At 75.5% G+C, this 22,685-nt stretch carries 18 protein-coding genes; 8 read left to right on the top strand and 10 right to left on the bottom strand.

Annotated elements, in window-relative coordinates; all coding sequences use genetic code 11:
• Positions 1–139: 139 nt before the first annotated feature.
• Entirely contained in the window at positions 140–1,177 is a 1,038-nt protein-coding gene (locus WMF31_RS04940; RefSeq protein WP_129353197.1) for a polysaccharide deacetylase family protein, read from the bottom strand.
• Positions 1,178–1,362: 185 nt separating this feature from the next.
• Between WMF31_RS04940 and WMF31_RS04935 the strand changes: the two genes are divergently transcribed.
• The gene (locus WMF31_RS04935; RefSeq protein WP_436600823.1) at positions 1,363–2,088 is read left to right on the top strand and encodes a hypothetical protein; all 726 of its coding nucleotides are present in this window, start codon (positions 1,363–1,365) and stop codon (positions 2,086–2,088) included.
• Here the strand turns inward: WMF31_RS04935 and WMF31_RS04930 are convergent.
• Positions 2,054–2,806 (bottom strand): ComF family protein, encoded by a 753-nt coding sequence (locus WMF31_RS04930; protein ID WP_436600822.1) that lies wholly within the window; start codon positions 2,804–2,806, stop codon positions 2,054–2,056. The genes WMF31_RS04935 and WMF31_RS04930 overlap by 35 nt on opposite strands.
• A gap of 161 nt (positions 2,807–2,967) precedes the next feature.
• On the opposite strand from WMF31_RS04930, the gene WMF31_RS04925 reads away from it, so the two are divergent.
• The 3 genes from WMF31_RS04925 (at position 2,968) to WMF31_RS04915 (ending at position 8,415) form a co-directional block, all read left to right on the top strand.
• On the top strand, positions 2,968–5,835 hold the full coding sequence (locus tag WMF31_RS04925) for a GYF domain-containing protein (protein WP_436600821.1): 2,868 nt from the start codon (positions 2,968–2,970) through the stop codon (positions 5,833–5,835).
• Complete coding sequence (locus WMF31_RS04920; protein WP_436600820.1) at positions 5,826–6,713, top strand: hypothetical protein; 888 nt, start codon at positions 5,826–5,828, stop codon at positions 6,711–6,713. The genes WMF31_RS04925 and WMF31_RS04920 overlap by 10 nt, the downstream gene beginning before the upstream one ends.
• Before the next feature lie 238 nt (positions 6,714–6,951).
• Entirely contained in the window at positions 6,952–8,415 is a 1,464-nt protein-coding gene (locus WMF31_RS04915) for an alginate export family protein (protein ID WP_436600819.1), read from the top strand.
• Between the two features lie 54 nt (positions 8,416–8,469).
• Here WMF31_RS04915 and ftsH read toward each other — a convergent pair whose 3' ends face one another.
• The 7 genes from ftsH to mnmA form a co-directional block, all read right to left on the bottom strand.
• Positions 8,470–10,416 carry an ATP-dependent zinc metalloprotease FtsH gene (ftsH, locus tag WMF31_RS04910; RefSeq protein ID WP_436600818.1) on the bottom strand — a complete coding sequence of 649 codons (1,947 nt, stop codon included), beginning with the start codon at positions 10,414–10,416 and terminating at the stop codon, positions 8,470–8,472.
• 163 nt (positions 10,417–10,579) lie between these two features.
• Positions 10,580–11,581: a tRNA lysidine(34) synthetase TilS gene (gene tilS, locus WMF31_RS04905; protein ID WP_436600817.1), complete on the bottom strand. Its 1,002-nt coding sequence runs from the start codon at positions 11,579–11,581 to the stop codon at positions 10,580–10,582.
• Entirely contained in the window at positions 11,578–11,811 is a 234-nt protein-coding gene (locus WMF31_RS04900; RefSeq protein ID WP_436600816.1) for a hypothetical protein, read from the bottom strand. Before WMF31_RS04900 ends, tilS begins: the two co-directional genes overlap by 4 nt.
• Positions 11,812–11,905: 94 nt before the next feature.
• Entirely contained in the window at positions 11,906–13,339 is a 1,434-nt protein-coding gene (locus WMF31_RS04895) for a class I SAM-dependent RNA methyltransferase (protein ID WP_436600815.1), read from the bottom strand.
• Positions 13,336–15,597 carry a protein kinase domain-containing protein gene (locus WMF31_RS04890; protein ID WP_436600814.1) on the bottom strand — a complete coding sequence of 754 codons (2,262 nt, stop codon included), beginning with the start codon at positions 15,595–15,597 and terminating at the stop codon, positions 13,336–13,338. The genes WMF31_RS04895 and WMF31_RS04890 overlap by 4 nt, the downstream gene beginning before the upstream one ends.
• A gap of 213 nt (positions 15,598–15,810) precedes the next feature.
• Complete coding sequence (locus tag WMF31_RS04885; protein WP_129353219.1) at positions 15,811–16,452, bottom strand: hypothetical protein; 642 nt, start codon at positions 16,450–16,452, stop codon at positions 15,811–15,813.
• Complete coding sequence (mnmA, locus tag WMF31_RS04880; protein WP_436600813.1) at positions 16,449–17,606, bottom strand: tRNA 2-thiouridine(34) synthase MnmA; 1,158 nt, start codon at positions 17,604–17,606, stop codon at positions 16,449–16,451. The genes WMF31_RS04885 and mnmA overlap by 4 nt, the downstream gene beginning before the upstream one ends.
• 178 nt (positions 17,607–17,784) lie before the next feature.
• On the opposite strand from mnmA, the gene WMF31_RS04875 reads away from it, so the two are divergent.
• Complete coding sequence (locus WMF31_RS04875) at positions 17,785–19,143, top strand: response regulator (protein ID WP_436600812.1); 1,359 nt, start codon at positions 17,785–17,787, stop codon at positions 19,141–19,143.
• 30 nt (positions 19,144–19,173) lie between these two features.
• Here WMF31_RS04875 and WMF31_RS04870 read toward each other — a convergent pair whose 3' ends face one another.
• The gene (locus WMF31_RS04870) at positions 19,174–19,767 is read right to left on the bottom strand and encodes a CPBP family intramembrane glutamic endopeptidase (protein WP_436600811.1); all 594 of its coding nucleotides are present in this window, start codon (positions 19,765–19,767) and stop codon (positions 19,174–19,176) included.
• Between the two features lie 93 nt (positions 19,768–19,860).
• On the opposite strand from WMF31_RS04870, the gene purQ reads away from it, so the two are divergent.
• The 3 genes from purQ to WMF31_RS04855 are packed head-to-tail and all read left to right on the top strand — an operon-like array spanning position 19,861 to position 22,668.
• Positions 19,861–20,583 carry a phosphoribosylformylglycinamidine synthase subunit PurQ gene (gene purQ / locus WMF31_RS04865; protein ID WP_436600810.1) on the top strand — a complete coding sequence of 241 codons (723 nt, stop codon included), beginning with the start codon at positions 19,861–19,863 and terminating at the stop codon, positions 20,581–20,583.
• Entirely contained in the window at positions 20,580–21,386 is an 807-nt protein-coding gene (locus WMF31_RS04860) for a zinc ribbon domain-containing protein (protein WP_436600809.1), read from the top strand. The genes purQ and WMF31_RS04860 overlap by 4 nt, the downstream gene beginning before the upstream one ends.
• Positions 21,364–22,668, top strand: a complete 1,305-nt coding sequence (locus tag WMF31_RS04855) for a DNA methyltransferase (RefSeq protein WP_436600808.1) — start codon at positions 21,364–21,366, stop codon at positions 22,666–22,668. Before WMF31_RS04860 ends, WMF31_RS04855 begins: the two co-directional genes overlap by 23 nt.
• The last annotated feature ends 17 nt before the right edge of the window (positions 22,669–22,685 follow it).

Genomic DNA, 22,685 nt, shown 5'->3' with positions numbered 1-22,685 from the left:
GCGTCGGTCGGGCGGCGCCCTCGGGCGCGGCGTCCCCCCGGGAGCAGCGGCGCGCGGGGGGCCCCGGGAGCGGCGGCGCGCGGGGGGCCCCGGGAGCGGCGGCGCGCGGCGGTGGAGCGGGCGGTGCGGCTCGGCGGGGTCAGAGGATGGACCGGCAGCCCGGGCGCTGCCCGACGAGCAGCTTGAGCTTGAAGAGCGCGCCGATCTGCCCGCGATCCATGGCGATGCGCGGGAAATTCAGGGGGTCGAAGGACGAGAGCATGCAGAGCCCGGAGTTGTTGGTGAAGCCGAGCTCGAAGCCGGCCTCGTGCACGGCGCGGTGGAACGCGCCGGACAGGCGGTATCCGACGGGGTACGCGACCGCGTGCACGGCGTCGTCCAGGGCCTCGGTGAGCACGCGGCGGGAGCGCGCGAGATCGCGCGCGGCCTCGTCGGGCGACAGCGTCTGGAGGACGCGATGGCTGTGCGAGTGCGACTGCACATCCATGCCTGCCCGCCGCAGCGCCCTGATCTGCCTCCAGTCCATGATCGTCCTCGCCGCGAGCGCGCGCTCCTCGCCGAGATCGATCGACACCCCCGTGGCGCGCTCGATCTCGTCCCACATGCGGCCGATGTCGAGGCCGGAGGTGCGCTTGATGGTCCGGCAGACGAGCGCCGCGGCGGCGATCGGATCGCGCGCCGGCTCGAGCACGAGCATCGCGGGGTAGGAGAGCTCGACGCGCGCTCGCCGGCACCGGTGCATGAGGAGCGCGACGCGATCCCACCAGAAGAGGCGCCCCCTGTCGGGGTACTCGGTGGCGATGAAGAACGTGGCCGCGACCCCTGCCCGCTCCAGCAGGGGCAGCGCGACGTCGTGGTTGTCGCGGTAGCCGTCGTCGAACGCGACCATGACGGGGTTCGGCGGCAGCTTCCGCCCCTTCGTGAACAGCCGCACGTCCCGGAGCGAGACCACCGTGCAGTGGGTCTTGATGACCGCGAGCTGCTCCTCGAACTCGCGCGCGCTCACATCGGCGACGCCTGGATCGAGCTCGGCCACATCCGAGAGCTCCGCGATGCGGTGGTAGGTGAACACGGACAGCACGGGCAGCCGCAGCTTCGCGCGCAGCCACAGGAAACGATCCAGGAGCCCGAGCGTGTCCAGGGCGCCGGCGACCAGCGCGCGGCGACCGCACGGCACGACCCTCCGAATCCACGTCAGTGGATGGGTGACGAAGCGCACAAATGTATTCCAGCACACAAACGCGAGGTGTGCCCGCGCCTGGAGCGGATTCGGCAGGAATGCTCGCTGCATCGCGGGGCCGGGGTGGACCGCCGGGCGGGAGCGCGCTCCGGCTGGAGGCGATCCCGCTACACTGGGAGTCAATGTTCTCGACGGATGCGCCACAACCGGCATCGGAGGAGGCCCGTCCGTCGAAGCCGCTCTCGCCGCTCGGGGCGATGGGGGTCGCGCTCTCGACGGCGGCGCTCGTGTTCACGCTGGGCGTCTACACGGTCGAGGAAGGGTTGTCCGCGCGGACGGCACGGAGCCGCGAAGTTCCCCCGGCGAGCGCGGCGGTCACCGGTTTTGCGCGTTTCGCCGTCGCGGCCTCGCTGCGGGCGGCCGTCCCGGTGCAACCGGGGGCCTCCCCCTCGGCGAGCGCGATCGACGACGCCGCGGGTCCGGCTCGGCCCATGCCTCCGCCGGCGCCGAGCGCCGAGGCCGCGTCGCCTCCGCCGGCGCCGACACCGAGCGCCGAGTCCGCGCCGCCTCCGCCGACACCGAGCGCCGAGGCCGCGCCGCCTCCGCCGACACCGAGCGCCGAGTCCGCGCCGCCGCCGAAGCCGAGCGCCGAGTCCGCGCCGCCGCCGAAGCCGAGCGCTCCGCGGATCCCGCGGCGCGGTCACGGCATGCTCCAGCTCAACACCGCTCAGAACGCAACCGTCTACGTCACGGGGGTGGCGGTGGGACCCAGCAACCAGCCGATCGAGGTCCGCTGCGGGCGCTTCTTCGTGCGGCTCGGCGAGCCGACGCGCCACGGCACGCGCTGGCTCGCCGAGGGCAGGACCGTCGTCGTCAAGTGCGGGGAGCTGACCGAGGTGAGCTTCTGAGGTCGTCCACGCCGCCCTCGGCGGAAGCGAGGACGAGGCAGGTGACCGATGCAACCCCCGCGCCGAGGAGCGCATCGTGGCACGCCGCGAGCGTGGCCCCCGTGGTGGCCACGTCGTCGACGAGCGCGATCCGTCGGCCCAGGACGCGCTCCGGCGCGCGGACGCGGAACGCGCCTGCCACGTTCTGCAGGCGGAGCTCGCGCGGAAGCTGCGCCTGCTGCGCCGTGGAACGGACGCGGCAGAGCGCCCGCGGAGCGAGCTTCGCGCCGAGCCCGCTGGCGATGTGCGCGGCCAGCAAGGCCGCCTGGTTGTAGCCGCGCTCAGCGAGGCGGCGCGGATGGAGCGGCACCGGAACGACGACGTCCGCGCCCACGCCCGCCTCGCGCGCCGCGCAGAGCAGCAGCCGGCCGAGCGGCCGTGCGAGATCCGGCCGATCTCCGTACTTGAAGCGCCGGATTCCGTCCGCCAGCGCCCCGGCGAATGGAGCGAACGCGACGAGCGCGACGTCCGTGGCGGAGCTCGATCCGATCGCCCCTCGCGGCAGGCACCCAGCGCGAGCAGGGCGCCAGGGCGCGACCGTCCGCGCGCAACCGGCGCAGAACACGGCGGCCTCCGCGAGGAAGGCATCGCAGCCGGCGCATGCCGGCGGGCTGAGCGCGCGCGCAGCAGCGGCGGCGAGGGCGCGGAGTGCAGCGGCGAGGGTGCGGCACGCGATCATGGGTGACGATCGCGCTCGTCGTCGAGAGCGGGCGCGCGGTTGCGCTGGAGGACGAAAGAATATCTCTTTGGAAAGGACGCGCGGTACGATCCCGATGTTGTGGATCACGTCTTGAAGCTCCGGCGCTCCCACGGCGCTTGCTCTCGGAGGAGGGGCCCCCGATGAGCGCGTGGAGATGGACGGACGAGCGCGGCGTCCAGCGGCTCGTGAGCACCGCCGAGCTGCGCACCGCGCTGGCGTCCGGGGTCATCCCGGGCTCCACGCTGGTGTGGCGCCAGGGCATGAAGGCGTGGGCGCCGGCGTCCCGGCTCCCGGAGCTCGCGGACGCTGCCCAGGTCGGGCACACGAAGAAGGCGGGCGCCAGGGCGCCCGGCGCGCCGGAAGCGGGCGCCAAGGCGCCCGGCGCGCCGGAAGCAGGCGCCAGGGCGCCCGGGGAGCCGGCGCCTCCCATGAGTCGAGAGGCCGCGCGCGAGAGCAGCGCGGTGGAGCTGGAGGTCGAGCTCGTCGAGGATCTGGGCGCGGCCCGCGCGCGCAGCGGCCCGACCCCGGCGAACCGCCCCGCCAACGAGCGAAGGCCGGCGGCGCGCGCCGGCCGGGCAGAGACGCGGCCGCCGCCTCCGCCGCCGCGCAAGCGCGAGCCCATGGCGACGCTCGCGGGCGTCGAGGCGCCGGCGAGCACCCCGGTGAGCGGACAGGGCGCGCCGATCGTGGTGCCCTCGGCGGGCGGGAGCTTCGACGCAGGGGTCGCCCGCGCGATCACGCAGCTACCCCGTTACGGCGGGCCACAGGCGGGCCACGAGGAGGCGGCCGCGATCCCCCGCGCGCCGAAGGTCCCCTCGGCGTCGGAAGGCGACGCCGGCCCGACCGGCGCTGCACCCCAGGCGGCGCCGCAGGACAGCGAGCGGGGCGGCACGGCGGGCGCGGCCGCGCCGCCTGCCGGCGCATCGCTCTCCACGGCGCCGCCAGCGCCGACCAGCTCCAGCCGCGGCGTGAAAGGGCCGGTGCGCGCAGCGGGTCGCTCGGTGCCGCCGCCGCCGGTCCCGGTCCGGTTCCCCGCGGTTCCAGCGAAGAGACCCGTCCGCACAGGGGCACAGGCGCCCGGTGCGCCGGCCCCGGCGGCCGCCGGCGCGAGGGCTCTCATCCGCCTTGGCGCGCTCCCCGCCCCGCCGCCGCGCCCCCCTGCGGAGCCGCCGCGCGCGGCCCAGCCGGCGGCGGCGAACGCCGCGACGTCAGCCGACGCCGCGCCCGCCTCGAGCGCTGCGGACACAGCAACCGCGACCCCTGCGCCGCGCCCTTCAGGCGCCGCGGCCCCTGCCGGCGGCCCCCTGCCCCGCAGCGCAGCCGCCGCGACGATGAACGTCGCGACGGCGAACGTTGCGACGGCGAACCTTGCGACGGCGAACCTTGCGACGGCGAACGTTGCCGCGGCGAACGCCGCGACGGCGAACGCCGGCGAGTCGCCCTCCGCCGCGAGCGACGCCCCTCCGGCATCTGTCGCCGCACCGGGCAGCGACGCCAGGGAGCCCGCCGCGGGGCCCGTGCCGAGCGACACGAAGCGCTCGCCCCTGCCCGTCGAAACGCCGGAGGGGCGCCGCGAGTACGCGACGATCCCCTCGGCCGGCGTCAGCCCAGGCTCGCCGCAGGGGCGAAAGGCCCCGCGCTCCTGGGCGGGCTGGCCGCCCGGATCGCAGGCTGCGCAGCCCAGCGCCGCCGCCGACGCGCCCCAGCAGACGAGCGCGCTCGCGGACCGCAACGCGGTCCCGGCGTCGCCCGCCGGCGCCGCGGCGCCCGATCCGCGGGATCCTGCGCGGCGCGCCCCCCCGCCTCGCGCAGGCGGACCGCGCGCGCCCTCGCAGGCCGGCCTCGCGCTGCTCTCCACGCCGGTGTCCGTGCCCGCCTCGTCGCTCCTCGGCCTCGGCGGGGTCGCCGTGCTCCTCATCGTCGGCGCCTTCTTCGCGGGCCGTCGCTCCGTCGCCAGCGCCCAGCGCGCGCCCGTCGAGACGGCGCGCAACGCGCTCGGCGCCGCGCAGGGCGTCGCGCGCGCCGCGCTCCCCGCCCCGCCGAAGCCCTGCTGGGTCGCCCGCCAGCCCCAGCGATGGGCGCCGCTCGTGGCCAAGCGCGTCCCGTTCGAGGTCACGACCACCCGGGAGGGCAAGCTCGTGGTCGGTTACGCCCGGAGCTCGATGGAGGCCGTCGGCCTCGAGATCGATCCCGCGACCGGGAAGCGGAGTGAGCGGTTCTCGAACAAGGAGGCCGCCGCCATCGTGAGCATCTCGCCCGTCGAGGACAGGTTCAGCGTGCTCACGGCGGCGCAGCGGTCCATCCGCTCCCCGGTCCACGTCCCGGGGCCCAGGCCGTTCGTCCTCGGCCTCGCGGACGGCGCGGTGGTGGCGGCCGACAGCCCCGAGGCCGCGCCCTCCCGGCTGTGGCCGGTGCAAGGAGACGAGGCGCTCGAGGCGCCGCGCGCGCTCGCCGCCGGCCCGGCGGGTTACGCGGTCACGTTCCGCCGCGAGCGCGCCGTCTGGGCGGGCTGGCTCGACGCCCAGCGCAGGCCCGTCGGCGAGCTCGCCCGGGTGCTCGGCTCCGGGGGCGCGGTGGGCAAGCCGTCGCTCGGCTGGAACGGGCGCGAGCTCGCCGTCGTCTTCGCCGACAGGCCGGCGGAGGGGCGATGGGAGATCCGCGCCGGCCGGGCCGCTTCGGGCTCCGTTCCCGGGTCGACCGAGGTGATCCCGCTGCCGACCGGCGGCCCCGGCGGCGACGCGTTCGCGCCGGACATCGCGGGGCTCGGCGACGGCCGCTGGCTCCTCGTGTGGACCGAGGGCCCGCCGGGGAGCCGCGCCATGCGCGCGCAGACCCTGGCCGGGAGCTTCGCCCCGATCGGGGACCCGATCGCGCTGTCGCCGCCGGCCGGGAACTTCGGGCAGGGCGTGCTCGCCGTCTCGCCGCGAACAGGCCACGTGGGCGTGGTGTTCCTCTCGAAGCCCGCCGCGACCTACGAGCTCTGGGGGGTCGTGCTTCAATGTGGATGACGGGCGCGTCGTCCCGCGCGCGCAGGCTCCGCCTCGCCGCGCTCGCGCTGGTGCTCGGCGCGCTGCACGCGCCGCTGCTCGGCGGGTGCGCCCCGCGCACCTCGCAGCTCGAGCAGGGGCGCGCCCTGCGCACGGGCAAGCCGCCCTACGACGAGCTCTTCGAGGCCGCGCGCGCGCTCCGCGAGGCGTCGCTCGAGGCAGAGCGGCGCGCGGGCGAGGCGCGCGCCGAGCTCGCGCGCGCGCTGGGGGTCGCGCCGCCCGCGGCCCGCGACGCGGCGATCGAAGCGGCCCGCGCGCGCGCCGAGGAGCTCCGCGCGTCGGGCGTGCGGCTCCACGTCGAGCTCGTGCCGGAGGCGCGGATCGTGCGCGCGCGGCGCGGGCGCCGGCTCGGCGCCGAGGACCGGCGCGTCGTCGAGGCGATGGAGGCGTCGTTGCAGCGCGCGCTCGCGGCGTCGCGGCAGCTCGGCGAGCTCGCGAAGCGGGCTGCGGAGCTCGAGCGGCAGCGGGCGGCGCTGGCCGCAGGGTCGACCGAGGCGCTGGCGAACGACCCGAGGCGCCGCGAGGTGGAGCGCGAGCTCGAGGCCGCCGAGCGCGTCCTCGCGGAGGCCGGCGCGCTCGCCGATCGGCACGCCGGCAGCGCGTCGAAGCTCGCGCTCGACCTCGTCCTCGCGATCGACGCGGGCGCCCACCCGACGCGACGAGGCGCGGCGAGCCGGCCTCCTCCGAGGCGCCCCGCAGGAACGGCGAAAGCGCCGCCGCGGCGCGGGAGCGGCAGAGCGCCCACACCCAGGCGGGATCCGTCGCCGAAAGAGCCGCCGTCGCCGAAAGAGCCGCCGTCGCCACCGCAGTCGCCCGGGGTGGACGACTTCGATCCCTGACGACGTCGAAGCCCTGACGACGACGACGTCGATGCCCTGACGACGTCGCGGCCCGTGGGCTCGTCCGTCCAGGCGCGGGCGCGCTCGGCGAGGTGCAGCGCGGGCTCCTTCCCCACTTGTCCGGGGAGCGCCGGGACGCCTATCCTCCGCGAGCGGCGCAAGGAGCGCGGCCCCGCAGAACGCCGCGCGAACCGCCGCGTCCTGCCGTCCGACGACCCCGCGCTCCGGCCCCTCACAGATGATCCGATCCCTGCCGTTCGTCTCCATCGCCCTGGGATCGACGCTCCTCGCGCTCGCGCCCCGGCGGGCGGGGGCGCAGGTGCCGCCGCAGTCGGAGGCCGTGAACCTCGGCGGGTTCGCGTTCCGCCCCTCGGTGGAGCTCCGGCTCCGGGGCGAGCTCCGCCGGTACCCCGTGGACACGGGCGGCGATGTCCACAGCTCGAACGCGGTGCTCGCGGAGGGCTTCGGGGGCGCGCTGCCGCCGCTCCTCGACACCGGGGAGGTGGTCAGGACCCAGTGGTTCTTCGCCCAGCGCGCCCGCCTCGGGCTCACCGTCGAGCGCGGGCCCCTCACGGGCGTCCTCACGCTGCAGGACGCGCGGCTCTGGGGGAGCGACGGCGCCATCTACGTTGGGGCGGGCGAGCCGTCGCTCCCGGACACGGCGCCTCACGAGGCGTACATCGACCTGCACACGCGCGCGGGGCGCCGCGCCTTCATCCGGCTGGGCCGGCAGCGCATCGCGTGGGGGGATGGTCGCCTGATCGGGGCGAACGACGAGGCGCTCACCGCGCGCTCGCTCGACGGGGTGCGCGCCGGCGTGCAGCTCGGCAACGTCGACGTCGAGGCGATGGCCGTGATCCTCGCTGCGCCGGGGGGCGCGCCGCCCGAGGTGACCGGCACGCGCAAGCCCATCTCCGCCGGGACAGGGACCCAGCTCTACGGGCTGAACGCGATCTGGCACATCGCCCCGCTGCTCCACGTCGAGGCCACGGCGCTCGCGCGCATCGCCCGGGAGCCGCGCCCGAGCTGGCTCACGCCGGGGGACACCGTCGTCCTCGACGCGCGCATCTCCGGCGACCAGCGCGGCTTTCGCTACGCGCTCGAGGGGGCGTACGAGCTCGGTCGCATCGCCACGTTCACGACCGACCGCCCCCTCGGCGCGTTCGCGGCCGCGGCCCGGGCGGAGCTCGAGACCGCTCTCCCCGGCCGCCTCACCTTCCGCGCCCGCGGCGCCTACGCGACCGGCGACGACGGCCCGCTCGAGGACGGCGAGACGCAGCGGCGCTTCGATCCGATCCTGCCCGACGCGCAGGACAACCACGGCCCCATGGGGCTCTACGGTTGGTCCAATGTGATCGAGGCGGGCGGCGGCGTCGGCGCCTCCCCCTGGGAAGCGCTGACCGTCGCGGCCGGGTACACGTTCGTCGGGCTCGCGTCCCCCGGGGGCAGGTGGGTGACCGCGCGCCTCCTCCCGGTCGGCGCCGCCCCCGACAACGACAGCCGGGCGCTGGGCCACGAGATCGATCTCTCGCTCGCCCTGCACCCGTGGGAGCCGCTGCGCATCGCGCTCGGCTACGGCATGTTCCTCTTCGGCGAGGGCGCCCAGGCGATCGTCACCCGCGCGAACCGCGCCCACGACGGCGGCCACCCGGCGGATCTCCAGCACTGGGTGTTCCTGCAGACGACCCTGAGCGCCCCCTGAGGGCGCGCGGGGACGCAGCGTGAGGGCGCGCGGCAGGCGCCGCGCGCTCCGGGATCAGGTGCTGGGGGCGGGCTTCGGCGTGCCGAAGATGCTGGCCGCGCGGCGCTTCTCCTTCGCGGCCCGATCGCGATCGCTGTAGCTCGGGATCACGACGCGCTGGCGCTGCGGCAGCTCGCGGCCCGAGACGATGGCGTCGACCTCCTCGGCGTCCAGCGTCTCGCGCTCGAGGAGCGCCGTGGCGAGCCGCTCGAGGATCTCGCGGTTGTCCGTGAGCAGCCGCCGCGCCTCGGCGTGGGAGTCGAGGATGAACCGCCGCACCTCATCGTCGATCTGGTTGGCGATCGTCTCCGAGTAGTCGCGGCGCCGGCTGGTGAAGTCGCGCCCGAGGAACACGCTCTCCTCGTCCGTGCCGTACGAGATCGGCCCGATGACGTCGCTCATGCCGAACTCGGTCACCATGCGGCGCGCGAGGTTCGACGCCTGCTTGATGTCGTTGCCCGCGCCCGTCGTGAACTGGCCGAAGACGATCTCCTCCGCCACGCGGCCGCCCATCAGCACCGAGAGCCGCGCCTTGGCGAAGTCGCGTGACATGCTGAGCCGGTCCTCCTTCGGCAGCTGCTGCGTGAGGCCCAGCGCCGGCCCGCGCGGGATGATCGTCACCTTGTGGACCGGATCCGAGAACTTCTCCAGAAGCTTCGCGACCAGCGCGTGCCCGGCCTCGTGGTACGCCGTGGTCCGCCGCTCCTCGTCGCTGATGACCATGCTGCGGCGCTCGGCGCCCATCAGCACCTTGTCCTTGGCCATCTCGAAGTCGACCATCGAGACGACGTCCTTGTCCTGACGCGCCGCGAGCAGGGCCGCCTCGTTGACCAGGTTCTCGATGTCGGCGCCGACGAAGCCGGGCGTGCCGCGCGCCAGGACCTCCATGTCGACGTCGGTGCCGAGCGGCACCTTCTTCGTGTGGACCCGGAGGATGCCCTCGCGGCCGCGCACGTCGGGCCGGTTCACGACGATGCGCCGATCGAACCGGCCGGGCCGCAGGATCGCGGGGTCGAGGACGTCGGGGCGGTTCGTCGCCGCCACGATGATCACGCCCTCGTTCGACTCGAAGCCGTCCATCTCCACGAGCAGCTGGTTCAGCGTCTGCTCCCGCTCGTCGTGCCCGCCGCCGAGGCCCGCGCCGCGGTGGCGGCCGACCGCGTCGATCTCGTCGATGAAGATGATGCACGGCGCGTGCTTCTTGCCCTGCTCGAACAGGTCGCGCACCCGGCTCGCGCCGACGCCGACGAACATCTCGACGAAGTCCGAGCCGGAGATCGAGAAGAAGGGCACCCCCGCCTCGCCGGCGATCGCGCGCGCGAGGAGCGTCTTGCCCGTCCCGGGGGGGCCCATCATGAGCACGCCCTTCGGGATCCTGCCGCCGAGCTTCTGGAACTTCTTCGGGTCCTTGAGGAACGCGATGATCTCCTCGAGCTCGTCCTTCGCCTCGTCGATGCCGGCGACGTCGGCGAACGTCACCTTGTTCTGCGCCTCGCTGAGCAGCCGGGCGCGCGACTTGCCGAAGCTCATCGCCTTGCCCCCGCCGGCCTGCAGCTGGCGCATGAACAGGTAGAACATCACGAGCAGGAAGACCATCGGCAGGATCGTCACGATGGCCCCGGACCAGAACGGCGAGCTGTCTTCCTTCTCGAAGCTCACCGCGACCTTGTTGTCGACGAGCACCTTCGTGATCTCGTCGGCGTTGTCAGGCCCGATCGTGACCTTCTTGGTCTTCGAACCGCTCTTCGGATCCTTGACCCAGAAGGTGTACTCGCGGTCCTTGATCGTGACCGACTCGACGTGCGGTTCCTGGTCCTTGGCCTCGACCTGGACCTGGCCCATGAACTCGCTGAACGCGACCTGCGTGGCGGGTGGGCGATCCGGATTCAGGAACTGCCAGATCGCCAAGAACATCATGATCAGCAGAACCCAGAGCAGCAGCGTCTTGTGCGATTGCTTCACGAGGACCCTCTAGACTCGCACGGCGAGCCGGCGTGTACCGAAATTGTACGCGTGTTCTAGTCAGCATGCCACCCGTGAGCTCGGCCGTCGACCGCGGGCCTCCCGCGGCGACACTGCGGAAAAAGGGGGATCTCGGCGGGGGTCGCGGGTGGGGTGCATGCGGTCAGGCCCCGCGACGTACAGACTCGTCCTCGATAAGCACGCTGGACTCCTCTGGAAACCCCACGGCGATCTCTCTGCCACCGCGGACCCGGACGCGCAGCGGGCGCCCGAGCTTGCGGGCGCGCTCGATCGCCAGTCGCTGCGCTCGACCGAGCGGCATCGAGAGCGATTTCTCGCCGTCGAGGACGGCCGCATCGCCGCCCGGGGGCGGCTCGCGCCCGACGGCGAGCATGTCCGAGAGCGCGCACAGGTGCTCGACGATCGCCGGCGAGAGGTCCTCGAGGAGCGGGAGGAGCTCGCGGCGGACCCGGACGCGCGCGAAGCGGGGATCCGCGTTGCTCGGATCTTCCGCGAACGCCAGCCGGTGCCGGCCGAGGTGGGCCAGCACGTCGGCGCGGCGGGCCAGGAGCAGGGGGCGGATGAGCTCGATGGCCGCATTCGAGCCCGGCGCCGCGCCGTCGCGCGCCGGGCCCGCGGCGTCGACCGGGAGCGGCGCGCGCGGCGGCAGGACCGCGAGCCCCCGCGGCCCCGCGCCCCGGAGCAGGCGCAGCAGCACCGTCTCGGCCCGGTCGTCGGCGGTGTGACCGGTCGCGATCGCGCGGGCGCCGCGCGCCGCCGCGGCCGAAGCGAGCGCGGCGAACCGGGCGGCGCGCGCCCTGGCCTGGAGGTTCGCGCCGGGCGCGACGTCCACGCGCGTGGTCGAGAACGGGACGCCGAGCCGCGCGGCCAGGTCGCGCGCCAGCGAGAGCTCGCACGCGGCCGCGGCGCGGAGCCCGTGATCGACGCCGTGCGCCACGACCTCGTGGCCGATCCGCCGCCGGAGCAGCGCGAGCACGTGCAGGAGCGCGCTCGAGTCGGGGCCGCCCGAGCAGGCGCAGAGCACCACGTCCCCGCGGGCGAGCAGGCGCTCGTCCCGGATCAGCCGCTCGGCGAGGCGGATCAGCGACGGGGGGTGCGATCGGCCCCGCCTGGGCGGCGGGGGCGGTCCGGGCCGAGGGCTCATCGCAGCTCGAACGCCTTGCAGAAGACGATCTCGTCGCGGCCGTCGAGCGACGGGCTCACGTGGGGCGCGATCGGGTAGCCGAGCGCGCAGCGCGCGTGCGCGCCGCCGGGCTCGTCGCGATCGGGCTCTCCCAGGCCGCTCGGATCGAACGAGGCACAGTCGGGGCAGGCGAACACGAGGCGGAAGCGCCGCGCCTCCTCGCGGAGGCGATCGTCGAGCGGGTGGATCATCGGACGGAGGAGCGTAGCGCAGCCGCGAGGCCGTGGCCCCGGGCGGAGGCGGGGGCGCCCGCCTCGGCGGAGGTCGCCGGAGCGGACGGACGGGTCAGCGGGCCGCCCGGCGCGACCGGGAGAGGCGGACGATCGACTCGATGTGGCTGGTCTGCGGGAAGAGCTCGACCACCTCGACGTCCGTGATCTCGAAGCCGCCGCGCACGAGGACGCCGAGGTCGCGCGCCAGGGTGGCCGGGTCGCACGAGACGTAGACGACCACGCGCGCGCTCGAGGCCGCGATCGCGCGCGCCGCGCCGGGCGCCCCGCCGCGCGGGGGATCGAGCACCACGACGTCGGTGCGCGCCGGGATCGGCGCCTGGTCCGCGTCGGCCTCGACCGCCTTGCCGGCGAGGCCGCGGCCCCCGAGGTTCTGGCGCAGGCAGGCGACCGCCTCGGCCGCGAGCTCCACCGCCGTGAACGACGCGGGGGCCGCCGCCTCCAGGGCTGCGCCCTCGGCGGCCGCGGTGGTCGCGGCCACGGCGCTCGCGGCCCCCTCGCCGGTCGCGGCGAGCGCGGCGGCCGGCGCGGCGCCGCGCGCGAGGAGCACCGAGAGCGTCCCGCTCCCGGCGAACAGCTCGAGGACGTGCGGCGGCCGCGACGAGCCGAGGTGCGCCAGCGCGGCGGCGCGGCGGGCGAGGACGGCGGCGCCCTCCTCGGACGGCTGGCCGAAGCCGCCCGGCGCGAGGCGCAGCGGCAGGCCGTCCGCGCCCAGGATCACCGGCCGCGGATCGCCGAACGACGCGGCCTCGCGCGCGCCGTCGAGCGTCACTCGAGCGCCGGCCCACGCGCCGCCGCACGTGCGCTCGTCGAGCCGCTGCCACACGGCCGGCGGGAGCTGGCCGCGCCACAGGAGCTCGACCACGGGGCGGCCCGAGGCCCCCCGCGCGAGCAGGATGTCGCCCTCCCCGGCGGCCCCGCGGAGCAGGCCCGGCAGGTCGCCGACGACCGGCGCGATCTCGTCGCCCAGCACCAGGCAGCGGTCGATCGCCACCACGGCGTGCGTCCTCGGCGCGCGATAGCCCACGCGCACCTCGCCGCGCTCCGCGCGCGCGAGCAGCCGCGCCCGCGACCGGTAGCCGAGCGGGCGGGGCGCTGGATGGACGCGCACGGACGGCAGCGCGGAGAGGGAGGTCGCCCGCGCGATCGCCTGCCGGACGATCCGCTCGTGCGCCGCCTGCTGCGCCTCGACGCGGACGTGCATCCAGTCGCAGCCGCCGCAGGCGTCCGCGAAGCGGCAGGGCGGCGGGATGCGGTCCTCGCTCGGCGAGAGCACGCGGAGGAGCTTGCCCCGCGCCGGGCGCGCGCTCCGGTCGAGCTCGACCTCGACGAGGTCCCCCGGCGCCGTCGCGGGGACGAACACGACCTCGCCCGAGAGCCGGCCGACCCCGGCGCCGCCCGCGGCGAGCTCCTCGATGCGCAGCTCGATCCGCTCGGCGGCGCGGGGCCGCGCCCTTGCGCCGCTCGAGCGGCGGTGAACAGCCTTCATCCCGGCATCGTAACGCGCCGGAGGCTCGCTGGGCCGGGGTGGCCAGGGCGACGCGCCACCTTCCGCGCGGGGTCTCCGTGAGCGCCGAGACGCGACGGGCCGAGCGGGCAAGCGCCGAGACGCGACGGGCCGAGCGGGCGAGCGCCGAGACGCGACGGGCCGAGCGGGCGAGCGCCGAGACGCGACGGGCCGAGCGGGCTCGGCGCGATCTGGGCCGGCGCGGGGGCGGCGCCAGTCCCGTGGACCGGCGGGGGCGGCGCGGTCCTCGTCTTCATGTAGATCAGCGCGCCGATGCCGACGACGCAGAGCGCGGTGAGCGCGATGACGGCGACGAGCGCGATCGTGTTCCTGCGCTGCCCGAGCTCCACGGCGTCCTGCGTGGCGGCCCAGATCGCCGCCGGATCGGGGCGCGGCAGGGAGAGCGCGGTCTCGATCTGGGACTGCAGAGGCTGCGCCGGCGAAGGCGGCGCGAACGGCTGCGCCTGCGCCAGGACCGGCGGCGCGAGCGGAGCGACCCCCGGCGGCGGCGCGGGGCTCGCGACGGGCGGCGGGTGGTCCTGCCCGTTGAACGGGAGCGCGTGGGCGACGGCAGCAGGCCCCTGCGGCCGAGCGCCGGGCGTCGGGGGTTTGCGCGCCAGCGCGGCGGGACGCGCGGGATTCCCGGCGCCGTGGAGCGCCGGGGCCGGCGGCGGGCCGAGGAGCTCACCGCGCGGAACGCCCCCGGCGGGAGCCGGCGCGGGCTCGTCGGCGTCGCGGTCCAGCGGCGCGTACGGGGCCGGCGGGAACGCCGCCGCCGGCGCGGGGCTCGGGCCGGAGAGAGCGGACGGAGGACCCTGGGGCTGGAGCGGAGCGCCGGGCCGCCCCCTCGGGGGTTCGGGCTGCGGGGCGAGATCGAGGGGCAGCGTGGGCGCGGTGCCGGCCGCGGGGCGCATCGCCGGCCGCCCGACGTGGGCCGGCGCCTTCATCGGCTCGACGTGCTCGCGCGTCGCGACGGTCGTCGGGACGTCCTCGTCGTCGTCCATCAGCGACGAGGCGGCCATCTGGCTGGCCGCCGTTCCCCCCGGCGGCATCCGCCCGATGGGCGCCACCCCGCTCGCGGGCGCGGCGTTCGGGCGCACCGTGGGGCGCAGATGCAGATCGGGATCCCGGACGCGGGGCCCCGCGCTCTCGACGGCGACGGGGGCCGGGCTCCGCCCGCGCACCTGCTCGACGTTGATGGTGGAGGTCACCTCCGCCGCCCACGCGAGGTGCGCCTCGCGCTTCTGGATCCGGTCGGCGAAGACCTGCTGCACGAACTGGGCGACCTCCTCGGAGCCGACGAAGATGCCGCTCCGCATCAGGACGTTCTGCAGGGCCCGCGAGAACTCGCGCGCGGTCTGAAAGCGATCCTCCTTGTGCTTGGCGAGCGCCTTCATCACGACGCTCTCCAGCTCGATCGGGTAGTCCGGCACGATCGTGGACGGCGGCGGGACCACGCAGGCCTGCACCTTCTCGAGGGTGTCGAGATCCGTGTCCATCCGGAAGAGCCGCTGGTTCGTCGTGAGCTCCCAGAGCACGACCCCGAGCGCGAACACGTCGGTCGTGCGATCGATCTCGTTGCCGCGCACCTGCTCGGGCGACATGTAGGCCAGCTTACCTTTGAGCGTCCCCGCGCGGGTGGACGACAGCCGATCGGCGACCTTGGCGATCCCGAAGTCGACGACCTTCGTGTAGCCGTCGTAGGTCAGGAACAGGTTGTGCGGCGTCACGTCGCGGTGCACCAGCCCGAGCAGCTGGCCGTTCTTGCCGCGGAGCTCGTGCGCGGCGTGGAGCCCCTCTGCGGCATCGGAGCAGATCCGCGCAGCGAGCTCGGGCGAGATGCGCAGCCGGCGCTCCTCGGCGCGGCGCATCACCTCGCGGAGCGGCTCGCCATGCAGGTACTCCATGGCGATCCAGTAGGTGTTGTCGTCCTTCCCGAGGTCGAAGACCTGCGCGACATTGGCGTGGTTGATGCCCGCCGCGATGCGCGCCTCGTCGAGGAACATGTCGACGAACTGGTCGTCCTCGACCAAATGCGGGTGGATCCGCTTGATCGCGACCCATTTTTGAAACCCGCCCGGGCCATCCATGCGCGCGAGGTGAACGCTCGCCATTCCGCCCACCCCGATCTCGTCGACCACGCGGTAACGGCCCAGGAAGTAGGTCCCTTGCTGCTTGTCGGACTCCTTCGTGCGCGCTTCGGGTGAACTGGTCGACCCGGGGCTTGACGGTCCGCCCATTCGTGTTGCGGGTCGAGGCGGGGGTTGGGGCATGAGCGTCACTACTTTACCGCGAGTTCGTAGCGGGTTGCCATGTCGACTGGGTCGAGGGACCGGGCGGATGGTCAGCTGCAATCCATTCGGAGGCTGAAGGTTCCTGTCCTGACAGGTAGGACAAACCCGGAGCCCTGCCGACGGATGTCCGTCGACCGCGGTCGCGTCCGCCGGCCGAGCTCAGGGGAACGGCTGCCCGGGTTGACCGCGCTCGAAGTAGAAGCGGAAATACCCCGTGACCCGCGAGAGGAGCTCCTCCGGGATGGCGTCCGCGGGCCGCCCGGGCTCGACGTCGCGCGGGTCGCCGACCATGACGTCGAACGTCGCGTCCGTGTACTTGTCGGCCGCGTCGGTCTCGTTCGGATCGCCGCTGAACAGCGCCTGGAACTTGATGGTGCCCCGCACGGCGTAGAGCACGATGTTCTGGTTATGACAGGACCGCTGGAGGTAAAGCGCCATGTGGACGAGCGGCGCGAGCTCCCGCGGCTTCGGCTCCGGCGGGGGCGAGCCGGGCAGCTCCACGCCGTGCGGCAGCGCGACGCTCAGGTCGACGTCGAGCTTCTGGTCGCGGATGACATCGACGTCGTCGACCAGCACCGAGAGGCCGTCCGAGACCTCCTGGAGATCGTTGCCGCGCTGCACCCGGATCTGCAGCGTGGAGCGGTAGGGGACCGCGGCGAAGAAGTCCGGCCGCATGTCGTAGCTGCTGTCCCAGCACGCCTTCGCGCGCAGCTTGGCGCTGTAGACCTCGCCTTCCCCCTGCCCGAGCGAGCAGCCCAGCGAGCACGCGCAGGCGAGGGGCACGAGCAGGCGCGCGATCACGGCAGCGCCTCCGGGCGCAGCGCGGCCGTGATGCGGCCCCCGCCGATCACGCGGTCGCCCCGGTAGACCACGGCCATCTGGCCGGGAGAGACGGCCCGCACCGGGCTCCCGAACCGCGCCACGAAGCGCTCCGCGCCCGTCGCCGGGTCGCGCCGCCGCTCGACGACGCCGGGCGCGGCCTCGTGCCGCGCGCGCACCCGCACCTCGGCGTCCAGGGGGAAGACCGCGTCGTCGCTCCACACCGCGTCGGTGATCTCGGCGCCCGCCGCGTAGAGCTCGGCCTCGTCGCCGAGGCGCACCGCGCCGGACGCCGCGTCGAGGCCCACGACGAACGCCGGGCGGCCCAGCGCGACGCCGATGCCCTTGCGCTGGCCCACCGTGAAGGCGTGCACGCCGCCGTGCGCGCCGACCACGCGGCCGTCCCGATCGACGATGGGGCCGGGCCGGAGCCGGTCCGCGGCGCGCTCGGCCACGAAGGACGCGTAGCGGCCGGACGGGATGAAGCAGAGCTCCTGGCTCTCCCCCTTCTCGGCGCCCGGCAGCCCGCGGGCGATCGCCTCGGCGCGCACCTCGTCCTTCGTCGAGTCGCCGAGCGGGAAGAGGACCCGCGAGAGCTCGTCCGACCGGAGCATGTGCAGGAAATAGCTCTGGTCCTTGTGCCGATCGCGGCCGCGGTAGAGGCGCGCGCGGCCCCCCTCCTCCACGACCCGCGCGTAGTGGCCGGTCGCGACCCACGACACGCCGAGCCGCTCGGCCAGCGGGAACAGCTCCCGGAGCTTGACCGACCGGTTGCAGGCCACGCAGGGGCTCGGCGTCTCGCCCGAGAGGTAGGCGTCGACGAACGGGTCGACGACGTGCTCGCGGAACAGGGCGCGGCGGTCGAACGTGTAGTGCGGGATCCCGAGGTGATCGGCGACCCTGCGGGCGTCGTGCTGATCCTCGGGCGCGCAGCAGCGGCTCTTGACGCTGCCGTCGTCGGGGTAGTCCCAGAGGTGCAGCGTCACGCCGACGACATCGTAGCCAGCATCGCAGAGGCGCGCCGCGGCGACGGAGGAGTCGACGCCACCGCTCATCGCGATGAAGACGCGGGCCCCCGGGGAGGCCCGCTCGCGCAGCCGCGCCACGGCGTCGGCCTCTCGGACAGGAGTTGCCATTTCCGTTCTTATAGCGTGAATCCCGCGCCGCGACCGGGCGCCACGGGCGAACGCGCGCGGCGCCCGGCCGCGGCGTGGACGAACGCGCGGGACGAGGCGGCGAGGCCCGCGATGCTCGGGCCGGCTCGCCGCCATTCACCCTTGGCCACACCCGCGACGCGCGTGTACCGTCTGGCAGATGCCGAGCGGGGTCGTGCTCGTGATCGAGGACGAGGAGTACATCGCGGAGCTGCTCGCCACCGCGATCCGCGAGGCGGGCTACGAGGTGATCTTCTGCAACACCGCGGAGGCCGGGCTCTCGTCCGCGTGCACGATGGAGCCCGAGTGCATCGTCTGCGACATCGGCCTGCCCGACCACGACGGCTACTGGGTCGCGCGCAACGTGCGCACGCAGCCGTCGCGGGTCTCCGTCACGCCCTTCCTGTTCCTCTCCGCGCTGGACGACCAGGAGTCCCGCCTCGAAGGCTTTCACGTGGGCGCGGACGTCTACATGACGAAGCCGTTCCGGGTCAGCGAGGTTGTCGCCCAGATCGGGGCGCTCGTGCAGATGGCGTCGCGCCTGCGGCAGCGGCGGGACAGCCTGATGTCCATCCCGGCCACCCCCGACACGACGGCGATCGAGGGGGATCTCGGCCAGATGTCGATCGCGACCATCCTCACGGTCCTCGAGATGGAGCGGCGTTCGGGCGTGTTCGAGGTCAGGAGCAAGAAGCGGCGCGCGCAGCTCGATATCGCCGAGGGGAGCATCCTCCAGGGGACCGTGGGGGGCACGCCCGTCTCGGCGCTGGCCGCGCTGCGCACCATGCTGGGCTGGAAGGTGGGGCGGTTCGCGTTCACGCCGGACTCCCGCCCAGCGCCGGCAACGCGAAAATCCATCGCCGCCTACCTGCTGGAGGCGACCCGCCTCGAGGACGAGAGCGCCCGCGTCGAGCTCGAGCTCACGCCGTCGCGCCGCCGCCTCGAGCCCCGGCTCGCGACGGCGGCGCTGGGCGGGCCGTCGTCGGTGCTCGACGACGTCGCGCCGCCGTCGTCGCGGGCGGCGCTCCTGCGCCGCGAGGGCAGCGTCACGCCGCGACCGGGGCCCGATCCCGTCGTGGCCGTCGCCGAGGCGGACGCGCCGCCGTCGCTCGAGCTGAACCTCGAGTTCGAGGCCGCGCCCTCCTCCGGCCCGGTGGCGACGCCCCCGACGCTGCGCTCGCTGGCCCGGAGGACGAAGCCGCCGTCGAGCCCGCGCGCCGCCGAGAGCGAGCCGCCCACGGTCCCGCGGGGCCAGCGCCAGCCCCCACCCTCGAGGCCGCCGGGCAGCCTGCCGGCCGCGCCGCCGTCCCCTCCGAGCCGCGACGGCGGCGGCGACGGGCAGAATCCACAGGATCCAGCGGACGTGGGCGCGCCCTCCCGCGGGCCCGCCCCCGTGGCCGCCGGGCCCATGACGGCCGGGCCGGCGAGTGTTGAAGAGCCTTCGCGGACGAGCACGGCGCCGCAACCGCCTCGGCCGGCGCCGGCCAGGCCGCCCCGGCCAGGGCCGAAGAAGCGCTGAAGGCGGACGAACCTGGGCGACGCGGTGCAACTACGCCGGGACGTCCGGGTCGTGATCGCGCAGGTAGCTCAGGTTGACCGCGTTCACGACCGCGTGCGCAAGGAGCGGCCCGACGAGCGACCCCGTCGCCGCGAAGAGCGCGCCGAGCCCCACGCCCACCCCCATGGCCCAGCCGACCCACACCCAGCGGCTCGGGCCGCGCATCTGGTGCGCCAGCCCGAAGAGGATCCCGCTCGGCAGCACGCCGAGCAGCGGCGTCAGCAGCCCGCGAAAGAGCAGCTCCTCGCCCAGGCTCGAGAGGCCGGCCAGCAGCAAAATCTGGCCGAACGTGAGATCCCGCGCGACTGGGCGGAGCTCCGCGTGCAGGCGCCGCGCCCAGGCGAACCGGGCCACCGCGACGCGGGTCATCACGACCAGGCCGGCCGCGAACGTCAGGCCAACCACCGCGCTCATCAGCAGCGCGGCGAGCGGCGGCAGCGAGAGCCACGGGCCCGGATAGCTCCACGGCGAGCCGTCCCGCACCACCAGGACCAGCGCGATCGCGAGCGCCGCGAGCACGAGGTAGCCGGACGCGACGCGCAACGCCGCGTCGGACCGGCCGGTTCGGGCCCATCGCGACCTCATGTCCCATGATGGCACGCCGAAACCGGGCGGTGAAGCGCCGCGCCCCCTCAGGACCCCTGGCCGAGCGCCGGCAACCAGACTACGTGGACGGCCATGCACGCGACCGTGGTCATCTTTCCAGGCTCCAACGCCGACGCCGAAATGATCCATACGCTCCGCGACGTGCTGCAGGTCCGCACCTCCACGGCCTGGCACCGCGACGCCGAGCTCCCCGCAAGCACCGACCTCGTCGCGATCCCCGGCGGGTTCTCCTACGGAGATTACCTGCGCTGCGGCGCCATCGCGCGCACGAGCCCCATCGTCCCGGCCATCCGGCGGCACGCGGAGCGCGGCGGCCTCGTCCTCGGCGTCTGCAACGGGTTCCAGATCCTCACCGAGGCAGGGCTGCTCCCCGGCGCCCTCACCCGCAACGCGCACCTCCGCTTCGAGTGCCGCGACATCTTCGTGACGCCGCGCGCGGAAGGGCCGTTCACGAGCGGCCTGCCCCGGGTGCTCCGCCTGCCCATCGCCCACGCGGAGGGGCGCTACCAGGCCGATCCGGAGACGCTCCGCAGGCTCGTCGCGGACCGCGCCATCGCGCTCCAGTACTGCGACCGCGAGGGGGTGGTCGGCGGCGACGCGAACCCCAACGGATCGGCGATGGATATCGCCGGCATCTACGGCGGGCCCCGGCGCAACGTGCTCGGGCTGATGCCCCACCCGGAGCGGATGAGCCAGCCCTTCCAGGGCTGCGCGGACGGGCGCGCGATCTTCGACGCCGTGCTGCGTCACGCGCACGCCGGCCGCTCCGCCTCCGCCGCCGCGAGCGCGCCGTGAGCCAGGTCCCGCCCGGCGCCGCCCGCTGCCGCGTGTGCGCCGCGACGCTCGCGCCGGGGAGCGCGAGCTGCCCCCGGTGCGGCGCCGATCAGGGCGGCGAGACCTGCCCGCACTGCGACGCCGTGGCCGGCGTCTCCCCGCACCCCGAGCTGCGCTTCCGGTGCGACGTCTGCGGCGGCCCGCGCATCCCGGTCACCGACGCCCGCATCCGGCGATCCGGCCGCGAGGTGCCGCTGCTCCAGCAGGCGCGCGCCGCGGCCTCCGCGCGCGCCGGCTGGCGCGCCGCCGGCATCGCCGCCGGCGCGCTGCTCGGCTTCGAGATCTTCCTGTTCGCCCTGCTGCTGCTCGTCCTGGGCGCGAAGGTCGGGCTCTTCCTCGCCGGCCTCCTCACCGTGGCGCCCGTCGCCGTCTTCGCCGTCTGGGCGGTGCGGCGGGCCAGGGCGCGAGGCCGGGACGTCGCGCCCGCGCTCGACGCCGCCTGGGTCTCGGTCGCGTCCGACGTCGCCCGCCAGACCGAGCCCCCCCTCACCACGGGCGCCCTCGCCTCGACCCTCCGCATCGCCGAGCCCCAGGCCGAGGAGCTGCTCGCGCTGCTCGAGGTCAACGACGTCGTGCGCGCGCCGGGCTCCGCGGGCGAGCTCGGCCGCGCGCCGAAGGTGCGCATCGGCCCGGCCGCGCCCGGGGAGACCTTCGCCGCGGGCGGCGCGAGCGCCCTCGCCGCCGAGGAGGAGGCCCTCGCCGCCGGGGAGATCGCCGAGCCCTCGCCACAACGGACCGCCCATGTCGACCCCACGAAGCGCTGATCCTCCGGGGCCGAAGCCGGGCTCGCCCCGGCAGAAGACGCGCGCGACCCGCGCCGCGCCGCAGGAGCGCCGCGCCCTGACCCACGTCGGCGGCGCCACGGCGCTCGAGGGCGACCCGGCCGACGCCGCGCTGCTCGCCCGCGCGCTCGACGTGGCCAGCTCGAGCGAGGCCGAGGAGGCGGCCCGCGCCCACGTGCACGGGTTCCACAGCTATCCGGCCCGCATGCACCCGGACACGGCGCGCCGGCTCATCGAGGGGCTCTCCAGGCCGGGCGAGCGCGTGCTCGACCCGTTCTGCGGCAGCGGCACCGTCCTCGTCGAGGCCCGGCTCGCGGGCCGCGCGGCGATCGGCGTCGACGCGAACCCGCTCGCCGTGCGCCTCGCCCGGCTCAAGGCGCAGGGCAGCACCCCGGGCGAGCGCGAGCGGCTCGTCGCCGCCGCCCGCGAGGTCGCGGCCGCGGCCGACGAGCGCCGCAAGGCGCGCTCCGGCCCGAGCCGCAGGTACGGCCCCGAGGACGTCGCCCTGTTCGAGCCGCACGTGCTCCTGGAGCTCGACGGGCTCCGCGTCGGCCTCGATCGCCTCGCGGGCGCCGGCGCGGACGCGCTGCGCGCGGACCTCGAGCTCGTCCTGTCCGCCATCCTCACGAAGCTCAGCCGCCGCGCCTCCGACACGTCGGAGCACGCGCTGCCGCGGCGGATCGCCGGCGGCTTCCCGGCGCGGCTCTTCGTCCGCAAGGCCGAGGAGCTCGCGCGGCGCCTCGCCGAGGTGGCCGCGCCGCTCGCGGCGAGCCCGCCCGCGATCGTCGAGGAGGGCGACGCGCGCGAGCTGCGCGGCGTCGAGGCCGGCTCGATCGACCTCGCGATCACGTCGCCGCCCTACCCGGGCGTCTACGACTACATCGCCCACCACGAGGCGCGGCTCCGGTGGCTCCGGCTCCGGAGCGCCCGCTTCGAGCAGGCCGAGATCGGGGCGCGCCGGCGCCTCGACCCGCTCGGCCCCGAGGCCGGCCGCGCGCGCTGGCGCGAGGAGCTCGGCGGCGTGCTCACCGCGCTCGCGCGCGTGCTCCGGGGCGGGGCGCCGCTCGTGCTGCTGATCGCCGACAGCGTGGTGGCGGGCGCGCCGGTCTACGCGGTCGACGTGGTCCGGGCGGCCGCGGCCGGCGCGCGCTTCTCGGTCCGCGCGGTCGCGTCGCAGCCGCGCCCCCACTTCCACCGGCCCACCGCCCGCGCCTTCCAGCGCCGCCCGCGCCACGAGCACGCCATCCTGCTGATCCGCGCCTGACCCGCCGCTGCGCCGGC

It is taken from the genome of Sorangium sp. So ce1036 (genome assembly GCF_051369805.1).
Taxonomy (GTDB): Bacteria; Myxococcota_A; Polyangia; order Polyangiales; family Polyangiaceae; genus Sorangium; species Sorangium cellulosum_F.
Note: the sequence above shows the minus strand (reverse complement) of the source record. Positions and strands in the feature narration are given on the sequence as shown.

Bases quoted from the DNA above. Each gene is read 5' to 3' on its own strand.
- WMF31_RS04875 (WP_436600812.1), top strand. From the start codon at position 17,785: ATGCCGAGCGGGGTCGTGCTCGTGATCGAGGACGAGGAGTACATCGCG.
- WMF31_RS04935 (WP_436600823.1), top strand. From the start codon at position 1,363: ATGTTCTCGACGGATGCGCCACAACCGGCATCGGAGGAGGCCCGTCCG.
- WMF31_RS04920 (WP_436600820.1), top strand. From the start codon at position 5,826: ATGTGGATGACGGGCGCGTCGTCCCGCGCGCGCAGGCTCCGCCTCGCC.
- tilS (WP_436600817.1), bottom strand. From the start codon at position 11,581: ATGAGCCCTCGGCCCGGACCGCCCCCGCCGCCCAGGCGGGGCCGATCG.
- WMF31_RS04855 (WP_436600808.1), top strand. From the start codon at position 21,364: ATGTCGACCCCACGAAGCGCTGATCCTCCGGGGCCGAAGCCGGGCTCG.
- WMF31_RS04915 (WP_436600819.1), top strand. From the start codon at position 6,952: ATGATCCGATCCCTGCCGTTCGTCTCCATCGCCCTGGGATCGACGCTC.
- WMF31_RS04930 (WP_436600822.1), bottom strand. From the start codon at position 2,806: ATGATCGCGTGCCGCACCCTCGCCGCTGCACTCCGCGCCCTCGCCGCC.
- purQ (WP_436600810.1), top strand. From the start codon at position 19,861: ATGCACGCGACCGTGGTCATCTTTCCAGGCTCCAACGCCGACGCCGAA.
- WMF31_RS04895 (WP_436600815.1), bottom strand. From the start codon at position 13,339: ATGAAGGCTGTTCACCGCCGCTCGAGCGGCGCAAGGGCGCGGCCCCGC.
- WMF31_RS04890 (WP_436600814.1), bottom strand. From the start codon at position 15,597: ATGGGCGGACCGTCAAGCCCCGGGTCGACCAGTTCACCCGAAGCGCGC.
- WMF31_RS04900 (WP_436600816.1), bottom strand. From the start codon at position 11,811: ATGATCCACCCGCTCGACGATCGCCTCCGCGAGGAGGCGCGGCGCTTC.
- WMF31_RS04870 (WP_436600811.1), bottom strand. From the start codon at position 19,767: ATGAGGTCGCGATGGGCCCGAACCGGCCGGTCCGACGCGGCGTTGCGC.
- mnmA (WP_436600813.1), bottom strand. From the start codon at position 17,606: ATGGCAACTCCTGTCCGAGAGGCCGACGCCGTGGCGCGGCTGCGCGAG.
- WMF31_RS04925 (WP_436600821.1), top strand. From the start codon at position 2,968: ATGAGCGCGTGGAGATGGACGGACGAGCGCGGCGTCCAGCGGCTCGTG.